This is a genomic window from Caulobacter sp. X (genome assembly GCF_002742635.1).
Classification (GTDB): Bacteria; Pseudomonadota; Alphaproteobacteria; order Caulobacterales; family Caulobacteraceae; genus Caulobacter.
The window spans coordinates 1206467-1225919 of the sequence record NZ_PEGF01000002.1; the positions used below are offsets into that span (position 1 = coordinate 1206467).

Below are 19453 nucleotides of genomic sequence, written 5' to 3' on the forward strand. Positions count from 1 at the left end.
CGAAGGCGGTGTATCTTGGCGCCATCTGCCAACTTTCGGCGTAATCCGGTCACGATGAAGCTGACGCGAACCGATCGAAAGATCCTCCAGATCCTGCAGCAGGACGGCAAGATCTCGAATGTCGAGTTGGCCGAGCGGGTGGGGCTGTCGCCCAGCCCATGCCTGCGACGAGTCAAACAACTGGAGGCTTCCGGTCTGATCAGCGGCTATGTCGCGCTGCTGGACCGGCGAAAGGCCAAGTTGGATGTCCTGGCCTATGTCGAGGTGCAGGTCGACCGCCACAGCGAGGAGGCCGCCGAGGCCTTCAAACAGGCCGTTTTGCGCGAGCCCGAGGTGGTCGGCTGCTACGTGATGACCGGCGGCTACGACTACCTTCTGAAGGTCGCCGTGCCCAATCTCGACGCCTATGCCGACTTCACCATGAAGCGCCTGCTGAAGATGCCGGCGGTCAAGGACATCCGCTCCTCGTTCGTGCTCGACACGCTTAAGGATTCCACGGCCCTGCCGCTGGACTATCTCGACTGATCACTTTGACGATAATCAAGCGTCCATATTGGCATGATGTGACCTGAATGACGTTTAAGCCGGTCATGATCGCCACGTTCTGACTTCGCCTTCGCGATAAGCTGCCCGCTCTCGTCTTTTTGGAGCGGCCGCATGCTCGTCCTGGATCGCAAGCCCGTCACCGCCGCGCCGGCGTCGCCCATGCGGCCGGCCCTCGAGGGCGTCCAGGCCTACAAGTCCGGCATGACCCTGGCCGAGGCGGGCAAGCGGACGGGGCGGTCCCAGTTCTCAAAGCTGGCCAGCAACGAGAACCTGCTGGGCGCCAGCCCCGAGGTCGCCGCGGCCGTCGCGGCCGCCATCGCCGAGCCCGAGCTCTATCCGGATCCCTATTGCGAGACGCTGCGCGCCGCGATCGGCGGCCGCCTGGGCGTCGACCCGCAGCGTGTCGTGGTCTCGCCGGGCTCCGAGGCCCTGATCGACTACCTGTTCCGCGCGGTGCTGCACCCGGGCGACGCGATCCTGCTGTCCAGCCCGACCTTCCCGGCCTACGACATCTTCGCCCGCTGCGCCGAGGCTCGGATTGTCGATGTGCCGCGCCTGGCCAACTTCGACCTCGACGTGCCCGCCTTCAAGGCCGCGGCGGCGCGGGGCCCGAAGCTGCTGGTCCTGTGCACGCCGAACAACCCGACCGGCAACGCCCTGAGCGCCTCGGACATCGAGGACATCCTGTCGGTCACGCCGCGCTCGACCCTCGTTTTCGTCGACGAGGCCTATCGCGAGTATCACGAGGCCTTCGACACCTTCGCCCTGCTGGACGCCTGGGGCGGTCCCTGGGTGTCGGCCCGCACCTTCTCAAAGGCCTATGGCCTGGCTGGCATGCGCGTGGGTTACGGGATCGCTTCGTCGGCCGAGCTGGTCGGCTATCTGGATCGCCTGCGCCCGGCCTTCAACGTCACCGCCGTCAGCCAGGCCGCCGCCCTGGCCGCCTGGAACGACCAGGAACACTTGGCCCGCACCGTCGCCCTCACCATCGCCGAACGCCGCCGCGTCGAGGCCGCGCTGGCCGACCTGGGCGTGGAGCACACCCGCAGCGAAGCCAATTTCGTCTTCCTGCGCGCGCCGGCGGGGCCCGACGCGACCGCCACGCGTTTGTTGCAGGAGGGGCTGATCATCCGCCCGACGCCGGTCGCCGGCGGCTGGGTCCGGATCACCATCGGCCGCCCCGCCGACAACGACGCCCTGATCGCCGCCTTGCCGACGGCGCTGGCGAAATAAGAAGCCTCTAGGGAGAGAACCGCCATGACCCTCGTCACCGACCAGAACCCCCTGGGCCTCGACGGCTTCGAGTTCGTCGAGTTCACCAGCCCCGATCCGGCCGCCATGAAGGCGCTGATCGAGCAACTGGGCTTCGTCGCCGCCAGCAAGCACCCGACCAAGGCCGCGACCCGCTACAAGCAGGGCCGCATCAACCTGATCGTCAACGAGGAGGCGGCCGGCCAGGTCGCCGACTTCCGCGCCGGGCACGGTCCCTCGGCCAACGGCATGGCCTTCCGCGTGGAGAACGCCGAGCAGGCCTACGCCGACGCGATCAAGCGCGGCGCCAAGCCCGCCGACGCCAGCCGCTCGCTGCTGGGCGAGGGCGCCAAGGTGCTGGAAGGCATCGGCGGCTCCTTGCTCTACCTCGTCGACCGCTATGGCGACGCCGGCACCATCTATGACAGCTGGGAGCAGGTGCCGGGCGCGGCCCTGGCCGAGGCCAAGAACAATGTCGGCCTCGACCTGCTGGACCACCTGACTCACAACGTGAAGCGCGGCCAGATGCGCACCTGGTCGACGTTCTACAATCAGGTCTTCGGCTTCGAGGAGCAGAAGTATTTCGACATCAAGGGCCAGGCGACCGGCCTGTTCAGCCAAGCGATGATCGCGCCCGACAAGGCCATCCGCATCCCGCTGAACGAGAGCCAGGACGACAAGAGCCAGATCGAGGAGTTCATCCGCCAGTACAATGGCGAGGGCATCCAGCACCTGGCCCTGACCACGGACAACATCTACGACACCGTCGAGAAGCTGCGCGCCCGGGGCGTGAAGCTGCAGGACACGATCGAGACCTATTACGAGCTGGTCGACAAGCGCGTCCCCGGCCACGGCGAGGACCTGGAGCGCCTGCGCAGGAACCGCATCCTGATCGACGGCGCGGTGGGCGAGGAAGGCCTGCTGCTGCAGATCTTCACCGAGAACCTGTTCGGCCCGATCTTCTTCGAGATCATCCAGCGCAAGGGCAACGAAGGCTTCGGCAACGGCAACTTCCAGGCCCTGTTCGAGAGCATCGAGCTCGACCAGATCCGCCGCGGGGTGATCACGGTCGACGCTTGAGGCGAGCCTCGAAGATACTCTTCGGCGTCATCCCGGCCGAAGCGTAGCGTAGAGCCGGGACCCAGGGGCGACAGAGCGCCGCGCGCGCCACTTCTGGGTCCCGGATAGCCTCTTCGAGGCTTCCGGGATGACATGGGATAAGTGCTGAGCAAGGCACGGGAACGCACATGGACCTCCGCTACCAAACCGGCTTCGGCTCCTATTTCGAGACCGAGGCGCATCCCGGCGCCCTGCCGGTGGGCCAGAACTCGCCGCAGAAGGTTCCTTTCGGCCTCTATGCCGAGCAGCTGTCGGGCTCGGCGTTCACCGCGCCACGCCACGAGAACCGCCGTAGCTGGCTCTATCGACTTCGGCCGAGCGCCGGGCATGGGCCTTACAGGCCCTATGCGCAGGACAAGCTGGTCTCGACCTTTTCCGGGCCCGTGACGCCCAACCGCCTGCGCTGGAGCCCGCTGGAGATCCCGGCCGCGCCGACCGACTTCGTCGACGGCCTCGTCACCCTGGCCGGCAACGCCGACGCCGCCACGCTGTCGGGCGTCGGCGTCCATGTCTATCTGGCCAACGCCTCGATGAAGAACCGGGTGTTCTACGACGCCGATGGCGAGCTCTTGATCGTGCCGCAGATGGGCGTGCTGACCCTGGTCACCGAGTTCGGCGCGCTGACCGCCGGTCCGGGTCACATCGCCGTCATCCCGCGCGGCGTGCGCTTCCGGGTCGAGGTCGAGGGGCCCGCGCGCGGCTATGTCTGCGAGAACTACGGCGCGCCCTTCCGCCTGCCGGAGCTGGGCCCGATCGGCGCCAACGGCCTGGCCAATCCGCGCGACTTCGAGACGCCGGTGGCGGCCTTTGAGGACGTGGAGGCGCCGACGCAGGTGATCCAGAAGTTCCAGGGCGCGCTTTGGGCGGCCGAGTGGGATCACAGCCCCTTGGACGTCGTGGCCTGGCACGGCAATCTCGCGCCCTACCGCTACGACCTGTCGCGGTTCAACACGATCAATACGGTCAGCTTCGACCACCCCGATCCGTCGATCTTCACGGTCCTGACCTCGCCCAGCGATACGCCAGGCGTGGCCAACTGCGACTTCGTGATCTTCCCGCCGCGATGGATGGTGGCCGAGCACACCTTCCGCCCGCCGTGGTTCCATCGAAACGTGATGAGCGAGTTCATGGGGCTGGTCCACGGCGCCTACGACGCCAAGGAGGGCGGCTTTGTCCCGGGCGGGGCGTCCCTGCACAACTGCATGAGCGACCACGGCCCCGACGTCGCCAGCCATCGCAAGGCCACCGAGGCCGAACTGGCCCCGCACAAGATCGACGGGACCCTGGCCTTCATGTTCGAGAGCCGCTGGGTGATCCGGCCGACGAAGTTCGCGCTGGAGACTTCGGCGCTTCAGGACGACTATGACGCCTGCTGGTCGGGCTTCCCCAAGGCTCGCCTCGTCTAACAACAACAAGAAGGAAGCGCCGATGAAGCTCGCGTCTCTCAAGGGCGGCCGCGACGGCCGGCTGGTGGTGGTCTCCAACGACCTCGCCTGGTTCACCGACGCCGGCACGGTCGCGCCGACCCTGCAGGCCGCCCTCGACAACTGGGAGCATTGCGAGCCGCTGCTGCGCGGCCTGGCCGAGAGTCTCGAGCACGGGGCCGTGCCGCGCGAGCGCTTCCACGAGCACGACGCCGCCAGCCCCTTGCCGCGCGCCTATCAGTGGGTCGACGGCAGCGCCTACGTGAACCACGTGCAATTGGTGCGGAAGGCGCGCGGCGCCGAGATGCCCGAGAGCTTCTGGACCGATCCGCTGATGTATCAGGGCGCGTCGGACGGCTTCCTCAATCCGCGCGATCCGATCCCGCTGGCTGACGCCAGCTGGGGCTGCGACCTGGAGGGCGAGGTGGCCGTGATCACCGGCGACGTGCCGCTGGGCGCCAGCCGCGAGGAGGCCCTGGCCGCCATCCGCCTGGTCATGCTCTGCAACGACGTCAGCTTGCGCAACCTGATCCCCGCCGAGCTCGCCAAGGGCTTTGGCTTCCTGCAGTCCAAGCCGGCCAGCGCTTTTTCGCCCGTCGCCGTGACCCCTAGCGCTCTCGGCGAGGCGTGGAAGGACGGCAAGTTGCACGGCGCGCTTCTGGTCGAGCTGGACGGCAAGGACTTCGGCCGCGCCGACGCCGGCGTCGACATGACCTTCGACTTCGGGACCCTGGTGGCGCACGCGGCCAAGACGCGGTCGCTCAGCGCCGGGACGATCGTCGGCTCGGGCACGGTCAGCAACCGCGACGCCGACGGCGGCCCCGGCAAGCCGATCAGCGAGGGCGGGCTGGGCTATTCGTGCCTGGCGGAGCTCCGCACCGTCGAGACCATCCTGCACGGCGCGCCCAAGACGCCGTTCTTGCTGGGCGGCGACACGATCCGCATTGAGATGAAGGACGCCAAGGGCCACTCGATCTTCGGCGCCATCGAACAGACGGTCGAGCGGATTTGAGCGAGGAGGCCGCTATCGCCATCGGCAGGATTTGGGAGACGCGCGCCGGGATCAATCTCGGCCCGCTGGACCTGATCAAGGATGGCGGCGCGCGCAACTACGTGCTGCAGATCGGCGACAAGCGTTTCCACGGCTTCGTGGTGCGCAAGGGCGAGGCGGTGTTCGGCTATGTCGATCGCTGCCCGCACGCCGGCCTCCCGCTGGCGCAGGCGTTGGATCAGTACCTGACCCCTGACGGCGGCCTGATCGCCTGCTCCTGGCACGGCGCGGTGTTCACGGTGGAGGAGGGCGCCTGCGTCGGCGGGCCTTGCGTGGGGGCCAAGCTCGCGCCCTGGCCGGTCGAGGCGCGGGAGGGGCGAGTGTTCACCGCATGACCCAAAAAAGAACGGCCGCCTTCCAGGAGGAGAAGGCGGCCGAGTCATTGGGAGGAAACGCCCGAAAGGGCTGAGTTCCATATAGCTGTTTGAATCGCGCCCGACAACGTTGTCAGGAAAATTATTTCGCGGAACGGTGAAATCGCATCCGGCACCGGACCGGCGTCTGGTTTCGCCGATCCGGAATGAGAGTTCAGCCGCTTACTTCTTCTTCGCCGCCTGGACCTCGATCTCGACCAGCATGCCGTCCTGGACCAGCGAGGTGATCTGGCTGGTGATGCGGGCGGGCTTGTTGGGCTGGGTCGCGGTGCCGAAGTAGGTCTTGTAGCCCTCCATCATGCCGACGAAGTCCATCTTGCCCTCCTTGGCGGGGTCGCCGACCAGCAGAACGCGCATCATCACGACGTCGGCCATGGTCGCGCCCTGGGTCTTCAGCGCAGCCTCGATGCGGCCCAATACGCCGAGGGTCTGGGTCTTGGTGTCGCCGAACTTGGCGACGCCCGTGGCCTTGTCGTCGATGACCGGCGGGGTCATGCCCGAGACATAGATGGTGTCATAGCCGGCCGGCACGGTGACGACGCTGGCGATCGGCGACTTGGGGTCGCCGCCGCGGACGATGTCTTGGGCGTGGGCGGCGCCGGCGAGGGCGCAAAGGCCGGCGGCGAGGGCGATCAGGCGTTTCATGGGTCTTCTCCCTTTAGAATGAGGTCAGTGGGCCTGCAGGCCGCGCGCGTTGGCCTGAGCCTTGGCGGCCGCGCGGGCGGCGGCGACGTCGGCCGGCTTGATCCCGGGGGCCTTGTTGCTCCAGGACGAGCGGACATAGGTCAGGATGGCCGCCAGGTCGGCGTCGGACAGGTCGTCCTTGAAGGCGGGCATGCCGGCGCGGCCGTTCAGCACCGTCGTGATCACCACCTTGGGCGGACCTTTCACGAGCACGGAACCGTCCAGCGGCGGGAAGGCGCCCTTGACGCCCTTGCCGGTGGCCTGGTGACAGGCCGAGCAGTTGTCCATGAACAGCGACTTGCCGTCGGCGGACGCCATGGCCGGCGCGGCGAGGCCACCGACGAGCGCCAAGGCGGCGAGGCGATAAGCGAAGGTCATACGTTTCCCCGGTGGTTTCTTAGGCTTGCTGGACGCGGGCGTGGATCTTGGCGATCTGCTGCCAAGCCGACTCGATCGCGCCGGCCTGCCACCCGCCCAGGTAGCTCAGGTGCTCGCCGGCCAGATAGAGGCGACCGTCGGGCTCACAGAGAACGGGATAGGCTTCCTTGCGGCCAGTCGGGCTCCATTCGGCCCAGCCGCCCAGATTGTACTCCGCCAGGTGCCAGCTGAACGAGAAGGCGTTCTCGAAGCTCTCGGCGTATTCGGGGAAGATCTTCTGGCCAGCGGCGACGGCGAAAGCCGCGCGGTCGGCGGGGCTCTTGGCGCTGATCTTGGCCGCTTCGCCGCCGAACGCGTAGTAGCCCAGCAGCACGCCCTTCTGCCCCTGCCAGCCGTACGAGGGCAGGGTGATCGAGTTGATGCCCGGCAGGTCCGTATAGACGTGGCCGCCGTAGATGTGGTGCTTCTCTTCCCAGAAGCGGTTCTTCATCTGCAGGCCGATCTTGTTGACCGGCGCATAGGAGACGCCCGACATCGCCGCCTTGAATGGGGCCGAGGCGTCGAGGTCGATCTGCTTCAACACGCTGAGCGGGATGGTGCACAGGCAGTAGTCGGCGGTGACCTCGCCAGCCTTGCCGTCGGCGCCCTTGAACGAGACGGTCACGCCGCTGGGGGACTGCTTGATCTTCTCGACGACCGTCGAGTAGCGGATCATCGGGCCGACCTGCTTTTCGAAGGCCTTGGCGATCTGGTCCATGCCGCCGATCGGCTGCAGCATGGTGCGCTGCTGCTCGTAGCCGGTGACCGAACTCAGGACGCGCCAGGCGTTGCTGTCGAGCACGTCCTTGAAGGCGAACGGCGGCAGCTCCTTGCCGGGACCCGGATCGACGCCGGCGCCGGGGTGCACCGAGAAGCCGCGGCCTTCGGTGCCCTTGTAGGTCAGGTCCGTCTTCGACAGGCGACCTTCGTTGACCAGGTAGGCGATGAACTTCTCGCGATCGAGGCCCGAGAGCGGGGCGTCGAGCTGGCCCTGGCTGGCGGCCTTGGCGACCACCTCGGCCGTATAGCCGCGGATGTCGGCGGCGATCTCGCCCTTGCGCACCGGCTTGCCGGCCAGCGGGCCCGAGGCCTTCTCGAAATAGACGTAGGAGGCGTCGTTGTCGTTGACGAAGCTCTCCAGCGGCACGCCGAACTGCTTGGTGTAGTGCAGGGTCGAGCGGTGGTGATACGGGATCCGCCAGGGACCGTGGTTGATGTAGTGGCCCTCGTCGAACTCGCAGGTCTGGCTGTTGCCGATCAGGTCGGTGTGCTTGAAGCCCTTGCGCGCGGTCTGGCAGCGACCGCCGGCGAACGAGCGGGCCTCCAGCACCTGCACCTGATAGCCGGCCTTGCTGAGCTCATAGGCGGCGGTCATGCCCGCCAGGCCCGCGCCCAGGATGATGATCTTGGTGTTCTTGGCACCGCCCTTCAGCTCGGCCGGCAGCTCGGTGGCCGAGGCTTGGGAGAAGCCGAGGGCCTCCATGCCCGACAGCACCAGCGACATGCCGCCGACCGCGGCCAGGCTTTCGAAGAAACGCCGACGCGTGAGAACGCCACCCGTCGTTACAGCATCCAATCCGCTCATCAATCCCCGCCCTTGTCTTTGGCCGAACGGCGATCCCGCGTTCGGCGTCGCGCCGGCCGCACTGACCGGAACGGACGGTATCTCGAAATTCACGCCTGCGCGGCGCAATCCGTTTTCAGTCGAGACGTGGACTGACATCTTGGACGCCTGACCATTGGGCGCCTGGGGCAGGCTTTGAGCGATCGATGGGCGAGGCGGAAAGATCGGGCCGGACTCGCCGAATCCTTGTTTTCCTCGTGCGCCCGCGCCGCGTCATGGAGCCTGATGATCTTGTCCGCACCCGCCCTTCGCCTGCGTCTCGCCCGACCCGAGGACATGCCGGTCTTGTCGACCCTCATGGATCGGGCGATCGGCGAACTGCTGCCGGCCTTCCTGCCGCCCGAAGGCGTCAAGGCGTCCTATGAGGTGATGGGGCTGGACACGCAGCTCATCGCCGACGGGACCTATTTCGTCGTGGAGGATGGCGAGGAAATCGCGGGCTGCGGCGGTTGGAGCCGCCGGGCCACGTTGTTCGGCGGCGACCATTCGGTGGGGCGCGACGCGGCACTGCTGGATCCCGCCAAGGACGCGGCGCGGGTGCGGGCCATGTACACCCACCCCGATCACACGCGGAAAGGCGTCGGGCGGATGATCCTCGACGCTTGCGAGACCGCCGCGCGAAGTGAAGGCTTTACGCGCGCCGAGATGGCCGCGACCATGGGCGGCGTCCCGCTGTACCGCGCCTGCGGCTATCACGACATCGAGCCGTTCGAGGCCGAGACTTCGTCCGGCTACCGCGTGCCGCTGATCCGGATGGGCAAGGCGCTCTGACACCAAAGCAAAAGGGGCGGACCTTTCGATCCGCCCCTTCGCGTTGGCTTCCGGACTCTCGCTTAGAACGAGAAGGTCAGGCGACCATAGTAGTAGCCGCCGTTGATGCCGTAGGGCGAGAACGACGGATATTGGGTGACGCAGCCGCCGCCGGAGGCGACGCAAGCGGCCTGATAGGCGGCCGTGAACTTGTCCGGATACTTGTTGAACAGGTTGTTGGCCCCGATCGCGGCGACGACGCCCTTCGGGAACTTGTACGAGAGCTCCGCGTCGGTGATCGCCGTGGCGCTGGCCACGGTGTTCAGGAGCGGACCGGTGCCGGGATCGGAAAGGGCCGACGCCTTGCCGTAGAAGGTCTCGGTCACGTTCAGGGTCAGCTTGCGGTAGCTGTAGAGGCCGTTCAGGCCGACCTTGTACTTCGGCGCAGCCTTCTCGAGCAGCGAGGCGGCGTTGCCGGCGAACAGGACCTGACCGGTCGGGAAGGCGGTGCTGGTGACGCCCAGGGCGGTCGGCGCCGACTTGACCTTGGTGATCTTGGTCTTGTTGACGTTGCCGCTCAGGGTCCAGTCGATCCGGCCATAATCGCCAAGCTCGGTGGGGTAGGAGATCACCACGTCGATGCCCTGGGTCCGGGTGTCCAGGCCGTTCGAGAAGATGTTGATGCCGGTGCTGGTCACCGTGCTGTCCAGCACGTTGCCGTTGGCGGCGATCGCGGCGTTGACGTTCGGGTTGACGATCACGCCGTTACGTATGCCGTAGACCGAGCTGGAGCCGAAGATCCGGTCCTTGAGCTTGATCTGGTAGGCGTCGATCGTGGCCGTCAGCTTGGGCAGCGGATGGGCCACGACGCCGAGGCTGAGGTTGGTCGACTTCTCGGGCTTCAGCTTGTCGATGCCCAGCAGACGCGCGGCGCTGGAGTTCGGGGCCAACTGCACAAAGGCGCTGGTCGGCGAGACGTTGGTGGCCGAGTAGAAGGACTCCGCCAGGGTCGGCGCGCGGAAGCCGGTCGAAACCGTGCCGCGCAGGGCGAACTTCTCGCTGAAGTCATAGCGGCTGGTCAGCTTGGCGACGGTGGTGTCGCCAAAGTCGCTGAACTTCTCGTAGCGCAGGGCCGCGTCGATCTTCCACTCGGTGACCGGCGTGGCGGCGACGTCGGTATAGACGGCCCAGCTGGTGCGGGCGTGGCCGCCGGCGTCGGTCTTCGAGAAGCCCGGATACGACTGCGAGCCTTCCTTGTAGGTCGAGGCCGCGTCGCCCGCGCCGATGCGGTAGGTGTCACGACGCTGCTCGTAACCGAACGCGACGTCCACCGGCGCGGACAGGCCGACGTCGAAGCCGCGGCGGACGTCCAGGTTGTTGGTCCACTGGGTGGTGCCCCAGCTGCCGGCGTGGAACGAGGTCGGGGTGAAGCCCTTGGCCGTCAGGGTCGAGGTGTCGGCGTAGAGGCTGGCGTTGGCCGAGTCTTCGACGCGGACCTCGATGGCGTCCTTGCCGTAGGTCGACGACAGGTCGACGTCCCAGCCGACGACCTTGCCCGACAGGCCGAAGGTCAGGGCGTAGTCGTCTTCGATGATGCGCTCACGAGGGCTGAAGCCCAGCGGGAACGGACGGTCGGCCGCGCCCTGCTTGCCCTGGATGCGATTGTAGCGGCGATAGTTCTCGTAGGCCGAGGCGTCCTTGTGGCCGTAGGTGCCGAACGAATAGAGCTCGAAATCGGCGGGCAGCTCGGCGCCGGCGTTGAAGGCCACGTTCTGCATCCGATACTCGGCGTCGCCCGAGATCAGGTTCAGGTTCGGATAGCCGGGGATCTTGCTCTCGATCGCGTTGTTGGCGGCCGAGTAGCTGGGGCTGGCGGGGTTGAACACCCGCTGGTCAGGCAGGCCGCGGTTCGAGAAGCCGTGATACTTGGCTTCGACCGTCAGGTTCAGGTAGCTGGTCTCGGTCGGCGCCATGCCGATGTTGACCGACCCGCCGGCCGTCTTGCCGCCGCCGTCGAAGTATTCGCCGCCCGTGGCCGAGATCGAGCCGCCCGAGGCGTTCTTCTTCAGGATGATGTTGACGACGCCGGCGATGGCGTCCGTGCCGTACTGGGCGGCGGCGCCGTCGGTCAGCACTTCGATCCGGCCGATGCCGGCCATCGGGATGAAGCCGAGGTCGGCCGCGGCGGCGCCTTGATAGACGCCCGACAGGACCGCGAGGTTGCCGGTGGTGTGGCGGCGCTTGCCGTTGACCAACACCAGGGCCTGGTTGGGCGAAAGGCCGCGCAGGCGGGCCGAAAGGGTCAGGTTGGCGGTGTCGCCGCCGAAGGCCTGGGCGTTGAACGACGGCACCAGATTGGCGAGGCCGAGGCGCAGGTCCACCGTGCCGGTGCGCTCAAGCGTGCTGGTGTCGACGACCTGGACGGGGGCGGGGCTGTCAATGACGCGCAGGCCCGTCTGGCGCGTGCCCGTGACAATGATGGTGTCGACCTCGGTCTGGTCGGGCGGCGTGGCCGCCGCGTCGGCGGCGAAGGCGCTGGCAGAGTATCCGATAGTAACCGACAGGGCGGAAATACCCGCCAACAGTGCGGGTTTAAAACGCCGATTCATAAACTACCCCCTCATTCTGTTTATTAAAGCGATTAGATTCCCTTATCCATGGCGATTTTCTCCCGACGATTATATTTTTTGACGCGGGCACTGAAAAACACCGGCAACTGGCCGATCTATTCATGGGGGGAGAAGTTTCGGCGTTCGGCAATGCGGGGGCGGTCGGAAACGCCGATAACCGCGCCGACGCCCAGCGGGCGCCGTTTTGCGCGGCGGTTAATCTCGGATTTTAGGCAGAACGACGTTTTTGTTCGTGGCCGGAAGTCACGCGGAGCGTGTCCGGGTCCACCCGCTCACGCGCAAAGGCGCATGGGTTCGGCCATCTCGTCGGTCTCTTCGGTCTCGAACAAATCGAAGGCTTCTTCCCACGCGGTGAGGCGGGAATCGCGCAGTTCGGCGTCGTCGGTGACGCGCACGATCTGGTCCTCGCGGTCGTTCCAGACGAGGCCGATGTCGGTGACCCGCTCGGCGTCGCGGCCCAGAAGCAGGAAGATGTCGGCCTTGGCGGCGCGCTCGTGGCTGATCCGGCGCAGGGTGCGGCCGCCGCCCAGGTCGCGATGAATGTCGGCATAGTCGAGCACGGCCGAGATCATGGCGGCGTTGACGGGGGCGACGGCCCAGGGGGAACAGGCGAAGCGCGACATCAGGGGCTCCTCTCCAATCTCGACGCTTGAAGATTGTCCGCGCGCTGCGACAGAAACGGTCGTATAAGCTGACGCGATGCGACACGAGAAAGCCACCCGCCTGCTGGATCTGGCCCGGATGCTGGCCGGATCCGCCGAGGGATTGACCCTGGATGAGATGGCCCATGCCCTGGGCGTGGGGCGCCGCACCGCCGAGCGGATGCGCGACGCGGTCTGGACGGCTTTCCCGCAGATGGAGGCGATCGACGATCCGCCGACCAAGCGGTTCCGTATCCCGTCTGGGCTGGACGGCGTGTTCCAGACCCCGACCGCCGAGGAGCTGGCGGCCCTGCGTGGGGCCGCCGACGGCTACAAGGCCTCCGGCGCCGACGCGCGCGCGGCGTCTCTTTATGCGCTCGAGGCCAAGCTGCTGGCCGCGCTGCGCGGCTCGGCGCGCAGACGCGTGGCTCCGGATGTCGAGGCCCTGGTCCAGGCCGAGACCATCGCGATCCACGCCGGCCCCCGTCCGTTCGAGGACGAGGCCGTGCTGGCCGCGATCCGCGCCGCCATCAAGGGTCTTCAGGCGCTGTCGTTCCGCTACGAAGGCGGCAGCACGCCGGGCCGCACGCGCGAGGTGACGCCGCTGGGCGTCCTGTTCGGCCGCAGCAACTATCTGGTGGCGATGGAGGGCAAGGGCGGCAAGCCGCGTTCCTGGCGCCTTGACCGGATGAGCGACCTGAAGGTGCTCGACAGGCCCGCGTCGCCGCCCGAGGACTTCTCGTTGCAGGCCTTCGCCGACGAGAGCTTCGGCATCTATCACGACGAGATTCAGGACGTGATCCTGCGGATCGACAAACGCCGCGCCGAGGACGCCCTGCGCTGGCGCTTCCACGCCACTCAGAAGGTGATCCAGGAGGAGGACGGCTCGGTGGTGGTCACCTTCCGCGCTGGCGGTATGCGCGAACTGTCTTGGCACCTCTTCACCTGGGGCGGCGACATCGAGATCGTCGGGCCCCAGGTCCTGAAGGACATGATGATCCAGGAGCTGCGCGAGGCTGGCCGCGCGCACGGGGCGTGGTAGGGACGGGGATGAACTACCGTCACGCCTTCCACGCCGGCAACTTCGCCGACCTGCACAAGCATACGATCCTGCTGGCCATGCTGTCGGCCTTGCAGGAGCGGAGCGGGGCTTTGTCGGTCATCGACACCCATGCGGGCGCGGGCGCCTATGACCTCTCCGGCGAGATGGCGCGGCGCTCGGGCGAGGCGCAGGCGGGCGTCTTTCGATTGAAGGCGGCCACCGACGCGCCGGCGGTGTTCGGGCCGCTGCTGGCGGCGGTGCTGAAGATCAACAGCGGCCAGGCGGGCGATCTCTATCCGGGCTCGCCCCTGCTGATGGCGCGCGCGCTGCGCAAGGCCGACCGCTACGCGGGCTGCGAGCTGCGGCCCGACGACGCGGTCCTGCTGAGCAAGACTCTGGCTCCGTACGCCAACGCCCAAGCTTTGGAGGCCGACGGCTTCGCCACCGCCGCGGCTCAGGCGGGCAGGGGCGGGCGGGCGTTCGTGATCATCGATCCGCCGTTCGAGCGCCCGGACGACTATGCGCGGATCGCCGAGACCACCCGCGCCGTCCTCAAGCGCGCGCCGGACGCCGCCCTGGCGATCTGGCTGCCGCTCAAGGATCTCGAAACGTTCGACGCCTTCATTCGCGCGATGGAAACCGTCACCAAGGACCTGCTAGTCGCGGAGCTTCGCTTGAGGCCTCTGATCGACCCGATGAAGATGAACGGCAGCGCGATGGTGATGGTCGGAGCGCCCGCCAGCGTCGAGGCGGCGGCTGCTGAAGCCGGCGACTGGATCGCCGCGCGCCTCGGCGAGGCCGGCGGCCGCTCGCGCGTCTGGCGCGCCTGACTTGCAGCTCAGGGCCGCTCCCAGCTTCGCCGAAGCCCTGCCGGTCTGGCTGAAGATCGGCCTGCTGGGGTTTGGCGGTCCCGCCGGCCAGATCGCCCTGCTTCATAAGGAGGTGGTCGAGTCCCGCGACTGGATCGACGAGGACGAGTTCGCCCGGGCCCTGAGTTTCTGCATGCTCCTGCCTGGGCCAGAGGCCCAACAGCTGGCGACCTGGCTGGGCTGGCGTCTGCATGGCGTCCGAGGCGGCGTCGCGGCGGGTCTGCTGTTCGTCCTGCCGGGGCTGCTGGTGATGCTGGGGCTATCGGCCCTCTACATCGTCCACGGCCGTTCGGACTGGGCCGCGCCCGTGTTGCTGGGGCTGAAGGCGGCGGTGGTGGCGCTGGTGCTGCAAGCGCTGCTGAAGATCGGCAAGCGGGCGGTAAAGGATCGGATGTCGGCCTTCGTCTGCGGCGTGGCCTTCGCCCTGCTGGCCTTCACGACCGCGCCATTTCCCCTGGTGGTGCTGTGCGCGGGCCTGCTGGGCTGGCTGACGGCCAAGGACGCCGTCGAGCCCGTCGCCGCGCCCGCGGCGCCGAGGAAGGGGCAGGGGCGCACCGCCGTGGCTTGCCTCGTCCTGTGGCTTGCGCCGATCGGTCTGGCCTGGCTGCTGGCGCCCGGCTCGACCCTGGCCTGGATGGGCCTGGCGTTCGGCGGCCTCGCCGCGATCAGCTTCGGCGGCGCCTATGCGGCCTTGGCCTATCTGGGGCAGGCGGCCGGGGCGTTCGGCTGGCTGTCGGCGACCCAGATGCTGGACGGCCTGGGCCTGGCCGAGACCACGCCTGGGCCGCTAATCCTGGTCTTCGTCTTTGTCGGCTTCGTCGGCGCCTTCCAGACCGCGCCGCCGGAGTGGGCCTGGGTCCTGGCGGTGCTGGGCGGGCTGATGGCCGCCTGGACCACCTTCGCGCCGTCGTTCCTCTGGATCTTCGCGGGCGGGCCCCTGTTCGAGCGCTGGGGCCGTCGGCCGCGTCCCGCGCGCGCCCTGGCGCTGATCTCGGCCGCGGCCGTCGGCGTCATCGGCCAACTGGCCCTGTGGTTCGCCCTGCACCTGCTGTTCCGCTCGGGCCACACGTTGGAGGCGGGGCTCCTGCGGATCCTTCTGCCCGATCTCGCGAGCCTGGACTATGCGGCGCTGGGCCTCGTGGCCCTGGCCTTGGCCTTGATGAGCCGCCTGCCGATGCTGGCGATGATCGCGGTTCTGATCATCGCGGCGGTGCTGCTGAGGGCGATCGGACTAGGTTGACGTAACGTTATTATTTTCGCGCTTGCGAACGCGGTTTCTGTGTTATGCTGCGATGCACAAAATCGCGGTAGCCAGGAGCGCCCCCATGGTTTCCTCGTCCTCCCTTTTTCCTGATTTCAATACCGACAAGATCGAGCCGCAGACCGCGCCTCGCTTCGTGGTCGGCGCGGCCTCGCCGCTGTGGCTGATGTTCGGCGGCGCGGCAGCCGCCGGCGCGGCCTACTGGTGGTGGGCCTCGCGCTGGCGCGAGGCGGTGAACCTCGAAGCCGTGCTGGCCCTGGCGCCGGAACCCGTCGCGCCCGCCGTCGAGGCGGAAGCGATCCTTGAGACCCCTCCCGAGCCGGTGGTCGAAGCGGTGGCCGAGGCGGTCGAGACGGCGGAGGTGTTGCTGGACGCGGCCGAGGACGCTGTCGAGACGCTCGCCGAAGCGTCGAGCGCCCTGGCGGAGGCGGCCAACGACGCGACGCTTGTCGCGGTCGAAGAGGCGGCTGAGGTCCTCGCTGTGGCCGAGGCGGAAGCCGAACCCCTGATCGCCGAAGTCCAGGCCGCTGACGCCGCCCCCGCCGAACTCCCGACCGTCGAAGCCGGGCCGGATGCGACGCTCGCGGAGGCGGAGGCCGTGACCGAGGCGCTCATTTCCGCCGGCGACGACCTGACGCGTCTGGTCGGGGTAGGGCCGAAGCTGGCCGCCTCGCTGGCCGAACTGGGCGTCACCACCTTCAGCCAGATCGCCGCCTGGACGCCGGAAGAGCTGGCCGAGATCGACCTGAAGCTGGGCTTGAAGGGACGCGCCGAACGCGACGCCTGGATCGCCCAGGCCAAGCGCTTCGCCGCCGGCGTCGAGAGCGAACCCGCGACAGCCTAGCCCCGACCGGGTCGCCGCTCCATCACAAGGATCGGCGAGCCTTTGTAGGTGGCGTGGGTTTTCACGCGGAAGCCGACCTTGGTCGCCAGCGCGATCGAGGGCGCGTTCTCGACATTGATGATGCAGGGGACAGATGGCGGCGCCAGGGCCTCGTCGATCCAGGCGAGGCCCGCCTCGACCGCTTCGGTCCCAAAGCCCTGTCCGTGCGACCAGGCCGCTAGCACCCAGCCCATCTCGGGCAGGCCGTAGAGGCTGGGCTCCAGTTCGCGCCGCAGGTCCGCGAAGCCGACCTCGCCGACATAGCGACCGGTCGCCGTCTCGCGCACGGCCCAATAGCCGAAGCCCAACACCTCCCACAGGCCCCGCGCGCGCATCAGCCGCGTCCAGCTCTCTTCCTCGGTGAAGGGCCGGCCGCCGACGTGGCGCGTGACGATAGGATCGGCCCACATGGCGCGGCTATCCTCGAAATCGGCCAGGGTTGGCGGCGACAGGGTGAGGCGCGCGGTGGTCAGGGTGGGAGCGGGCATCGGCCGGTAGGGTTTGCGGATCGGATGCGCCGCAAGCTACACGGACCAACCCTCCAGGAAAGAGCCCATGACCTCGCCCGTCGACGCCATCGCCGCCCGCCGCAAGCTGACCAACAAGCTGATCGCCGCCAAGGACGCCGCCCGCCTTAAGCCCTTCTTCGATCCGCGCGTCACGGTGATCGCCGGCGACGGCTCGCTGCTGCTGGGCGCCGAGGACGTCCTGGCGGCGTTCGCCGGCCAGTTCGCCGAGAGGGGATTCGTGGCCTATGTGCGCACGACCGAGGACATCGCCCTGAACGCCGACGGGACTCGCGCCGCCGAGCGCGGGCGCTGGGTCGGGTCGTGGACGGACGCGCCCGAACAGTCGGGGACCTATCTGGCGACCTGGAAGAAGGTCACCGGCCAATGGGTGATCGAGAACGAGCTCTTCGTGACGCTGGCGTGACCAACAAGGCTGGACGCGGCCACATGACTCGGAATTAATTTCGCCGCGCTGGGCGGCGGCCTTACGCCTTCGTCCTCCAAATATGTCCTGGGGAGGAAGAGCCTTGCTCAATCGCCGTCAAATGATGTTCGCCTCGGCCGCCGCGGGCTTCGCCGCGACCGGCGGCCTGCCGTCCCTGGCTCTTGCCCGCGAGGGCGAGGTCGCCAAGCTGAACGCCCTGTTCGACGAGATGATGGCGATCCAGCTTCGCCAGTCGCCCGAGACCGCCACAGGCCTGGGCCTCGACAGCGGCGATCTGGCCTGGACCAAGGGGCTGCTGGGCGACCGCTCGTTCGCCGCGATCGAAGCGGGCGCGGCCATGACCAGCAAGCAGCTGGCGGCCCTGCGCGCCATCGACCGCCGCGCCCTGAAGGGCATGGACGCGGTGAACTACGACACGGTCGAGTTCGTGATGTCCGTCCAGGACGAAGGCAATCGGAAGTTCACCTATGCGGGCGGCGGCTCCGGCGCGCCTTATGTGCTGAGCCAGCTGACGGGCAGCTACCAGTACATGCCCGACTTCCTCGACACCCAGCACAGCATCGAGACCAAGGCCGACGCCGACGCCTATCTGGCGCGGATGGAAGGCTTCGCGCGGCTGATGGACCAGGAGACGGCGATCGCCAAGCGCGACATCGCCGATGGCGTGATCCCGCCGGACTTCATCATCGACAAGACCCTGATCCAGATGCGGGCTTTCGCGAACACGCCGACCGCCGACGCGCCGCTGGTCAAGTCGATCGCGCGCCGGACCAAGGAAAAGAACATCGCCGGCGATTGGGCGGGCGAGGCCTCGAAGATCTATGAGAACTCGGTCTTGCCGGCCCTGAAGCGCCAGATAGCGCTGATGGAAAGCATCCGTCCCAAGGCCACGCATGACGCGGGGGTCTGGCGGCTGAAGGACGGCGCGGACTACTACGCCCTGTCCCTGAAGAACTACACGACCGCGACCCTGACGCCGGACGAGATCCACCAGTTGGGCCTCGACATGGTCAAGTCGATCGAGGCCGAGGCCGACAAGCTGTTCAAGAAGATCGGCATGACGAAGGGCACGGTCGGCGACCGCATGCGCAAGCTGGGCGAGGACTTCTATCCGAACACCGACGAGGCCAAGGAGCAGCTGATCAAGGATCTCAACGCCAAGGCCGCCTGGATCCAGAAGCAGCTGCCGGCCTATTTCGGCCAGCTGCCCAAGGCGCCGCTGGAAATCCGCCGCGTGCCTAAGGCCATCGAGGCGGGCGCGCCGGGCGGCTACTACAACTCGCCCTCGCTGGATGGGAAGCGCCCGGGGATCTACTGGATCAACCTGCGCGACACCAAGGAGCAGGCCAAGTACACCCTGACCACCCTGACGGTGCACGAAGGCGTCCCGGGGCACCACCTGCAGTTGTCGCTGTCCAACGAGGCCCAGGGCTTGCCGCTGATCCGCAAGATCGTCGGTTTCTCGGGCTACGCCGAGGGCTGGGCGCTCTATTCCGAGCAGCTCGCCGTGGAGATGGGCATCTACAAGAACGATCCGCGCGGCCAGATCGGCATGCTGCACGACGCCCTGTTCCGCGCCGTGCGCCTGGTCGTCGACAGCGGCATGCACCACAAGAAGTGGAGCCGCGAACAGGCCATCAAGTACATGGCTGAGACGATGGGCGACGAGGAAAGCGGCACGACCACCGAGATCGAGCGCTATGTCGTGTGGCCGGGCCAGGCCTGCAGCTACATGATCGGCAAGATCGTCTTCCTGCGCGCCCGCGCCAAGGCCCAGAAGGCGCTGGGCAAGAAGTTTGATATCCGCGAGTTCCACGACGCCGCGCTGCTATCGGGCAGCACGCCGCTGACCGTGCTCGAACAGGTCGTCGATAACTACATCGTCTCCAAGGGCGGCAAGGCCTAAGGGGTATGGCGCCTCCTCGAAAGGGGA

19 protein-coding genes are annotated in these 19453 nt (G+C 67.6%); 13 read left to right on the forward strand and 6 right to left on the reverse strand.

Translation table 11 applies throughout. From position 1 onward, the window contains the following. Positions 1-54 precede the first annotated feature (54 nt). The 6 genes from CSW60_RS18040 (at position 55) to CSW60_RS18065 (ending at position 5726) form a co-directional block, all read left to right on the forward strand. Positions 55-525, forward strand: coding sequence for an Lrp/AsnC family transcriptional regulator (locus CSW60_RS18040; RefSeq protein ID WP_099538559.1), 471 nt, complete (start codon positions 55-57; stop codon positions 523-525). Between the two features lie 132 nt (positions 526-657). Then, positions 658-1779, forward strand: coding sequence for a histidinol-phosphate transaminase (hisC, locus tag CSW60_RS18045; protein WP_099538560.1), 1122 nt, complete (start codon positions 658-660; stop codon positions 1777-1779). A gap of 24 nt (positions 1780-1803) precedes the next feature. Continuing rightward, complete coding sequence (gene hppD / locus CSW60_RS18050) at positions 1804-2877, forward strand: 4-hydroxyphenylpyruvate dioxygenase (protein WP_099538561.1); 1074 nt, start codon at positions 1804-1806, stop codon at positions 2875-2877. 167 nt (positions 2878-3044) lie between these two features. Beyond that, positions 3045-4322, forward strand: coding sequence for a homogentisate 1,2-dioxygenase (hmgA, locus tag CSW60_RS18055; RefSeq protein ID WP_099538562.1), 1278 nt, complete (start codon positions 3045-3047; stop codon positions 4320-4322). A gap of 22 nt (positions 4323-4344) precedes the next feature. Next, positions 4345-5352 carry a fumarylacetoacetate hydrolase family protein gene (locus tag CSW60_RS18060; protein ID WP_099538563.1) on the forward strand — a complete coding sequence of 336 codons (1008 nt, stop codon included), beginning with the start codon at positions 4345-4347 and terminating at the stop codon, positions 5350-5352. Next, positions 5349-5726, forward strand: coding sequence for a Rieske (2Fe-2S) protein (locus CSW60_RS18065; RefSeq protein WP_099538564.1), 378 nt, complete (start codon positions 5349-5351; stop codon positions 5724-5726). Before CSW60_RS18060 ends, CSW60_RS18065 begins: the two co-directional genes overlap by 4 nt. Before the next feature lie 201 nt (positions 5727-5927). Here the strand turns inward: CSW60_RS18065 and CSW60_RS18070 are convergent, their stop codons facing one another. The 3 genes from CSW60_RS18070 to CSW60_RS18080 are packed head-to-tail and all read right to left on the reverse strand — an operon-like array spanning position 5928 to position 8451. After that, positions 5928-6410, reverse strand: a complete 483-nt coding sequence (locus CSW60_RS18070) for a RidA family protein (RefSeq protein ID WP_099538565.1) — start codon at positions 6408-6410, stop codon at positions 5928-5930. Positions 6411-6434: 24 nt separating this feature from the next. Further along, entirely contained in the window at positions 6435-6827 is a 393-nt protein-coding gene (locus CSW60_RS18075; protein WP_099538566.1) for a c-type cytochrome, read from the reverse strand. Between the two features lie 19 nt (positions 6828-6846). After that, a complete protein-coding gene (locus CSW60_RS18080; RefSeq protein ID WP_099538567.1) occupies positions 6847-8451 on the reverse strand; it encodes a flavin monoamine oxidase family protein in 1605 nt (534 codons plus the stop codon). A gap of 264 nt (positions 8452-8715) precedes the next feature. Between CSW60_RS18080 and CSW60_RS18085 the strand changes: the two genes are divergently transcribed. After that, entirely contained in the window at positions 8716-9261 is a 546-nt protein-coding gene (locus CSW60_RS18085; protein WP_099538568.1) for a GNAT family N-acetyltransferase, read from the forward strand. A 62-nt stretch (positions 9262-9323) separates the two neighbouring features. Here CSW60_RS18085 and CSW60_RS18090 read toward each other — a convergent pair whose 3' ends face one another. Beyond that, entirely contained in the window at positions 9324-11822 is a 2499-nt protein-coding gene (locus tag CSW60_RS18090) for a TonB-dependent siderophore receptor (protein ID WP_236634310.1), read from the reverse strand. Positions 11823-12142: 320 nt separating this feature from the next. Then, positions 12143-12493, reverse strand: a complete 351-nt coding sequence (locus CSW60_RS18095; protein WP_099538570.1) for a hypothetical protein — start codon at positions 12491-12493, stop codon at positions 12143-12145. A gap of 76 nt (positions 12494-12569) precedes the next feature. On the opposite strand from CSW60_RS18095, the gene CSW60_RS18100 reads away from it, so the two are divergent. The 4 genes from CSW60_RS18100 (at position 12570) to phaH (ending at position 16527) form a co-directional block, all read left to right on the forward strand. Beyond that, on the forward strand, positions 12570-13553 hold the full coding sequence (locus CSW60_RS18100) for a YafY family protein (protein WP_099538571.1): 984 nt from the start codon (positions 12570-12572) through the stop codon (positions 13551-13553). An 8-nt stretch (positions 13554-13561) separates the two neighbouring features. Continuing rightward, on the forward strand, positions 13562-14383 hold the full coding sequence (rlmJ, locus tag CSW60_RS18105; protein ID WP_099538572.1) for a 23S rRNA (adenine(2030)-N(6))-methyltransferase RlmJ: 822 nt from the start codon (positions 13562-13564) through the stop codon (positions 14381-14383). 1 nt (position 14384) lies between these two features. Beyond that, entirely contained in the window at positions 14385-15662 is a 1278-nt protein-coding gene (gene chrA, locus CSW60_RS18110; protein WP_099538573.1) for a chromate efflux transporter, read from the forward strand. Positions 15663-15747: 85 nt separating this feature from the next. Beyond that, positions 15748-16527 (forward strand): phasin PhaH, encoded by a 780-nt coding sequence (phaH, locus tag CSW60_RS18115; protein WP_099538574.1) that lies wholly within the window; start codon positions 15748-15750, stop codon positions 16525-16527. Here phaH and CSW60_RS18120 read toward each other — a convergent pair. Then, the gene (locus CSW60_RS18120) at positions 16524-17054 is read right to left on the reverse strand and encodes a GNAT family N-acetyltransferase (protein WP_099538575.1); all 531 of its coding nucleotides are present in this window, start codon (positions 17052-17054) and stop codon (positions 16524-16526) included. The two genes, phaH and CSW60_RS18120, sit on opposite strands and share 4 nt — an antisense overlap. A gap of 67 nt (positions 17055-17121) precedes the next feature. On the opposite strand from CSW60_RS18120, the gene CSW60_RS18125 reads away from it, so the two are divergent. Together CSW60_RS18125 and CSW60_RS18130 are read left to right on the forward strand one after the other, a co-directional pair. Then, positions 17122-17499, forward strand: coding sequence for a nuclear transport factor 2 family protein (locus tag CSW60_RS18125; protein ID WP_099538576.1), 378 nt, complete (start codon positions 17122-17124; stop codon positions 17497-17499). Between the two features lie 103 nt (positions 17500-17602). Continuing rightward, positions 17603-19426 (forward strand): DUF885 family protein, encoded by a 1824-nt coding sequence (locus CSW60_RS18130; protein WP_099538577.1) that lies wholly within the window; start codon positions 17603-17605, stop codon positions 19424-19426. Positions 19427-19453: the final 27 nt, after the last annotated feature.

Excerpts from the sequence above, each read along its gene's own strand:
- CSW60_RS18040 (WP_099538559.1), top strand. The coding sequence starts at position 55 with ATGAAGCTGACGCGAACCGATCGAAAGATCCTCCAGATCCTGCAGCAG.
- hisC (WP_099538560.1), top strand. The coding sequence starts at position 658 with ATGCTCGTCCTGGATCGCAAGCCCGTCACCGCCGCGCCGGCGTCGCCC.
- hppD (WP_099538561.1), top strand. The coding sequence starts at position 1,804 with ATGACCCTCGTCACCGACCAGAACCCCCTGGGCCTCGACGGCTTCGAG.
- hmgA (WP_099538562.1), top strand. The coding sequence starts at position 3,045 with ATGGACCTCCGCTACCAAACCGGCTTCGGCTCCTATTTCGAGACCGAG.
- CSW60_RS18060 (WP_099538563.1), top strand. The coding sequence starts at position 4,345 with ATGAAGCTCGCGTCTCTCAAGGGCGGCCGCGACGGCCGGCTGGTGGTG.
- CSW60_RS18070 (WP_099538565.1), bottom strand. The coding sequence starts at position 6,410 with ATGAAACGCCTGATCGCCCTCGCCGCCGGCCTTTGCGCCCTCGCCGGC.
- CSW60_RS18075 (WP_099538566.1), bottom strand. The coding sequence starts at position 6,827 with ATGACCTTCGCTTATCGCCTCGCCGCCTTGGCGCTCGTCGGTGGCCTC.
- CSW60_RS18080 (WP_099538567.1), bottom strand. The coding sequence starts at position 8,451 with ATGAGCGGATTGGATGCTGTAACGACGGGTGGCGTTCTCACGCGTCGG.
- CSW60_RS18085 (WP_099538568.1), top strand. The coding sequence starts at position 8,716 with ATGATCTTGTCCGCACCCGCCCTTCGCCTGCGTCTCGCCCGACCCGAG.
- CSW60_RS18095 (WP_099538570.1), bottom strand. The coding sequence starts at position 12,493 with ATGTCGCGCTTCGCCTGTTCCCCCTGGGCCGTCGCCCCCGTCAACGCC.
- CSW60_RS18100 (WP_099538571.1), top strand. The coding sequence starts at position 12,570 with ATGCGACACGAGAAAGCCACCCGCCTGCTGGATCTGGCCCGGATGCTG.
- rlmJ (WP_099538572.1), top strand. The coding sequence starts at position 13,562 with ATGAACTACCGTCACGCCTTCCACGCCGGCAACTTCGCCGACCTGCAC.
- phaH (WP_099538574.1), top strand. The coding sequence starts at position 15,748 with ATGGTTTCCTCGTCCTCCCTTTTTCCTGATTTCAATACCGACAAGATC.
- CSW60_RS18120 (WP_099538575.1), bottom strand. The coding sequence starts at position 17,054 with ATGCCCGCTCCCACCCTGACCACCGCGCGCCTCACCCTGTCGCCGCCA.
- CSW60_RS18125 (WP_099538576.1), top strand. The coding sequence starts at position 17,122 with ATGACCTCGCCCGTCGACGCCATCGCCGCCCGCCGCAAGCTGACCAAC.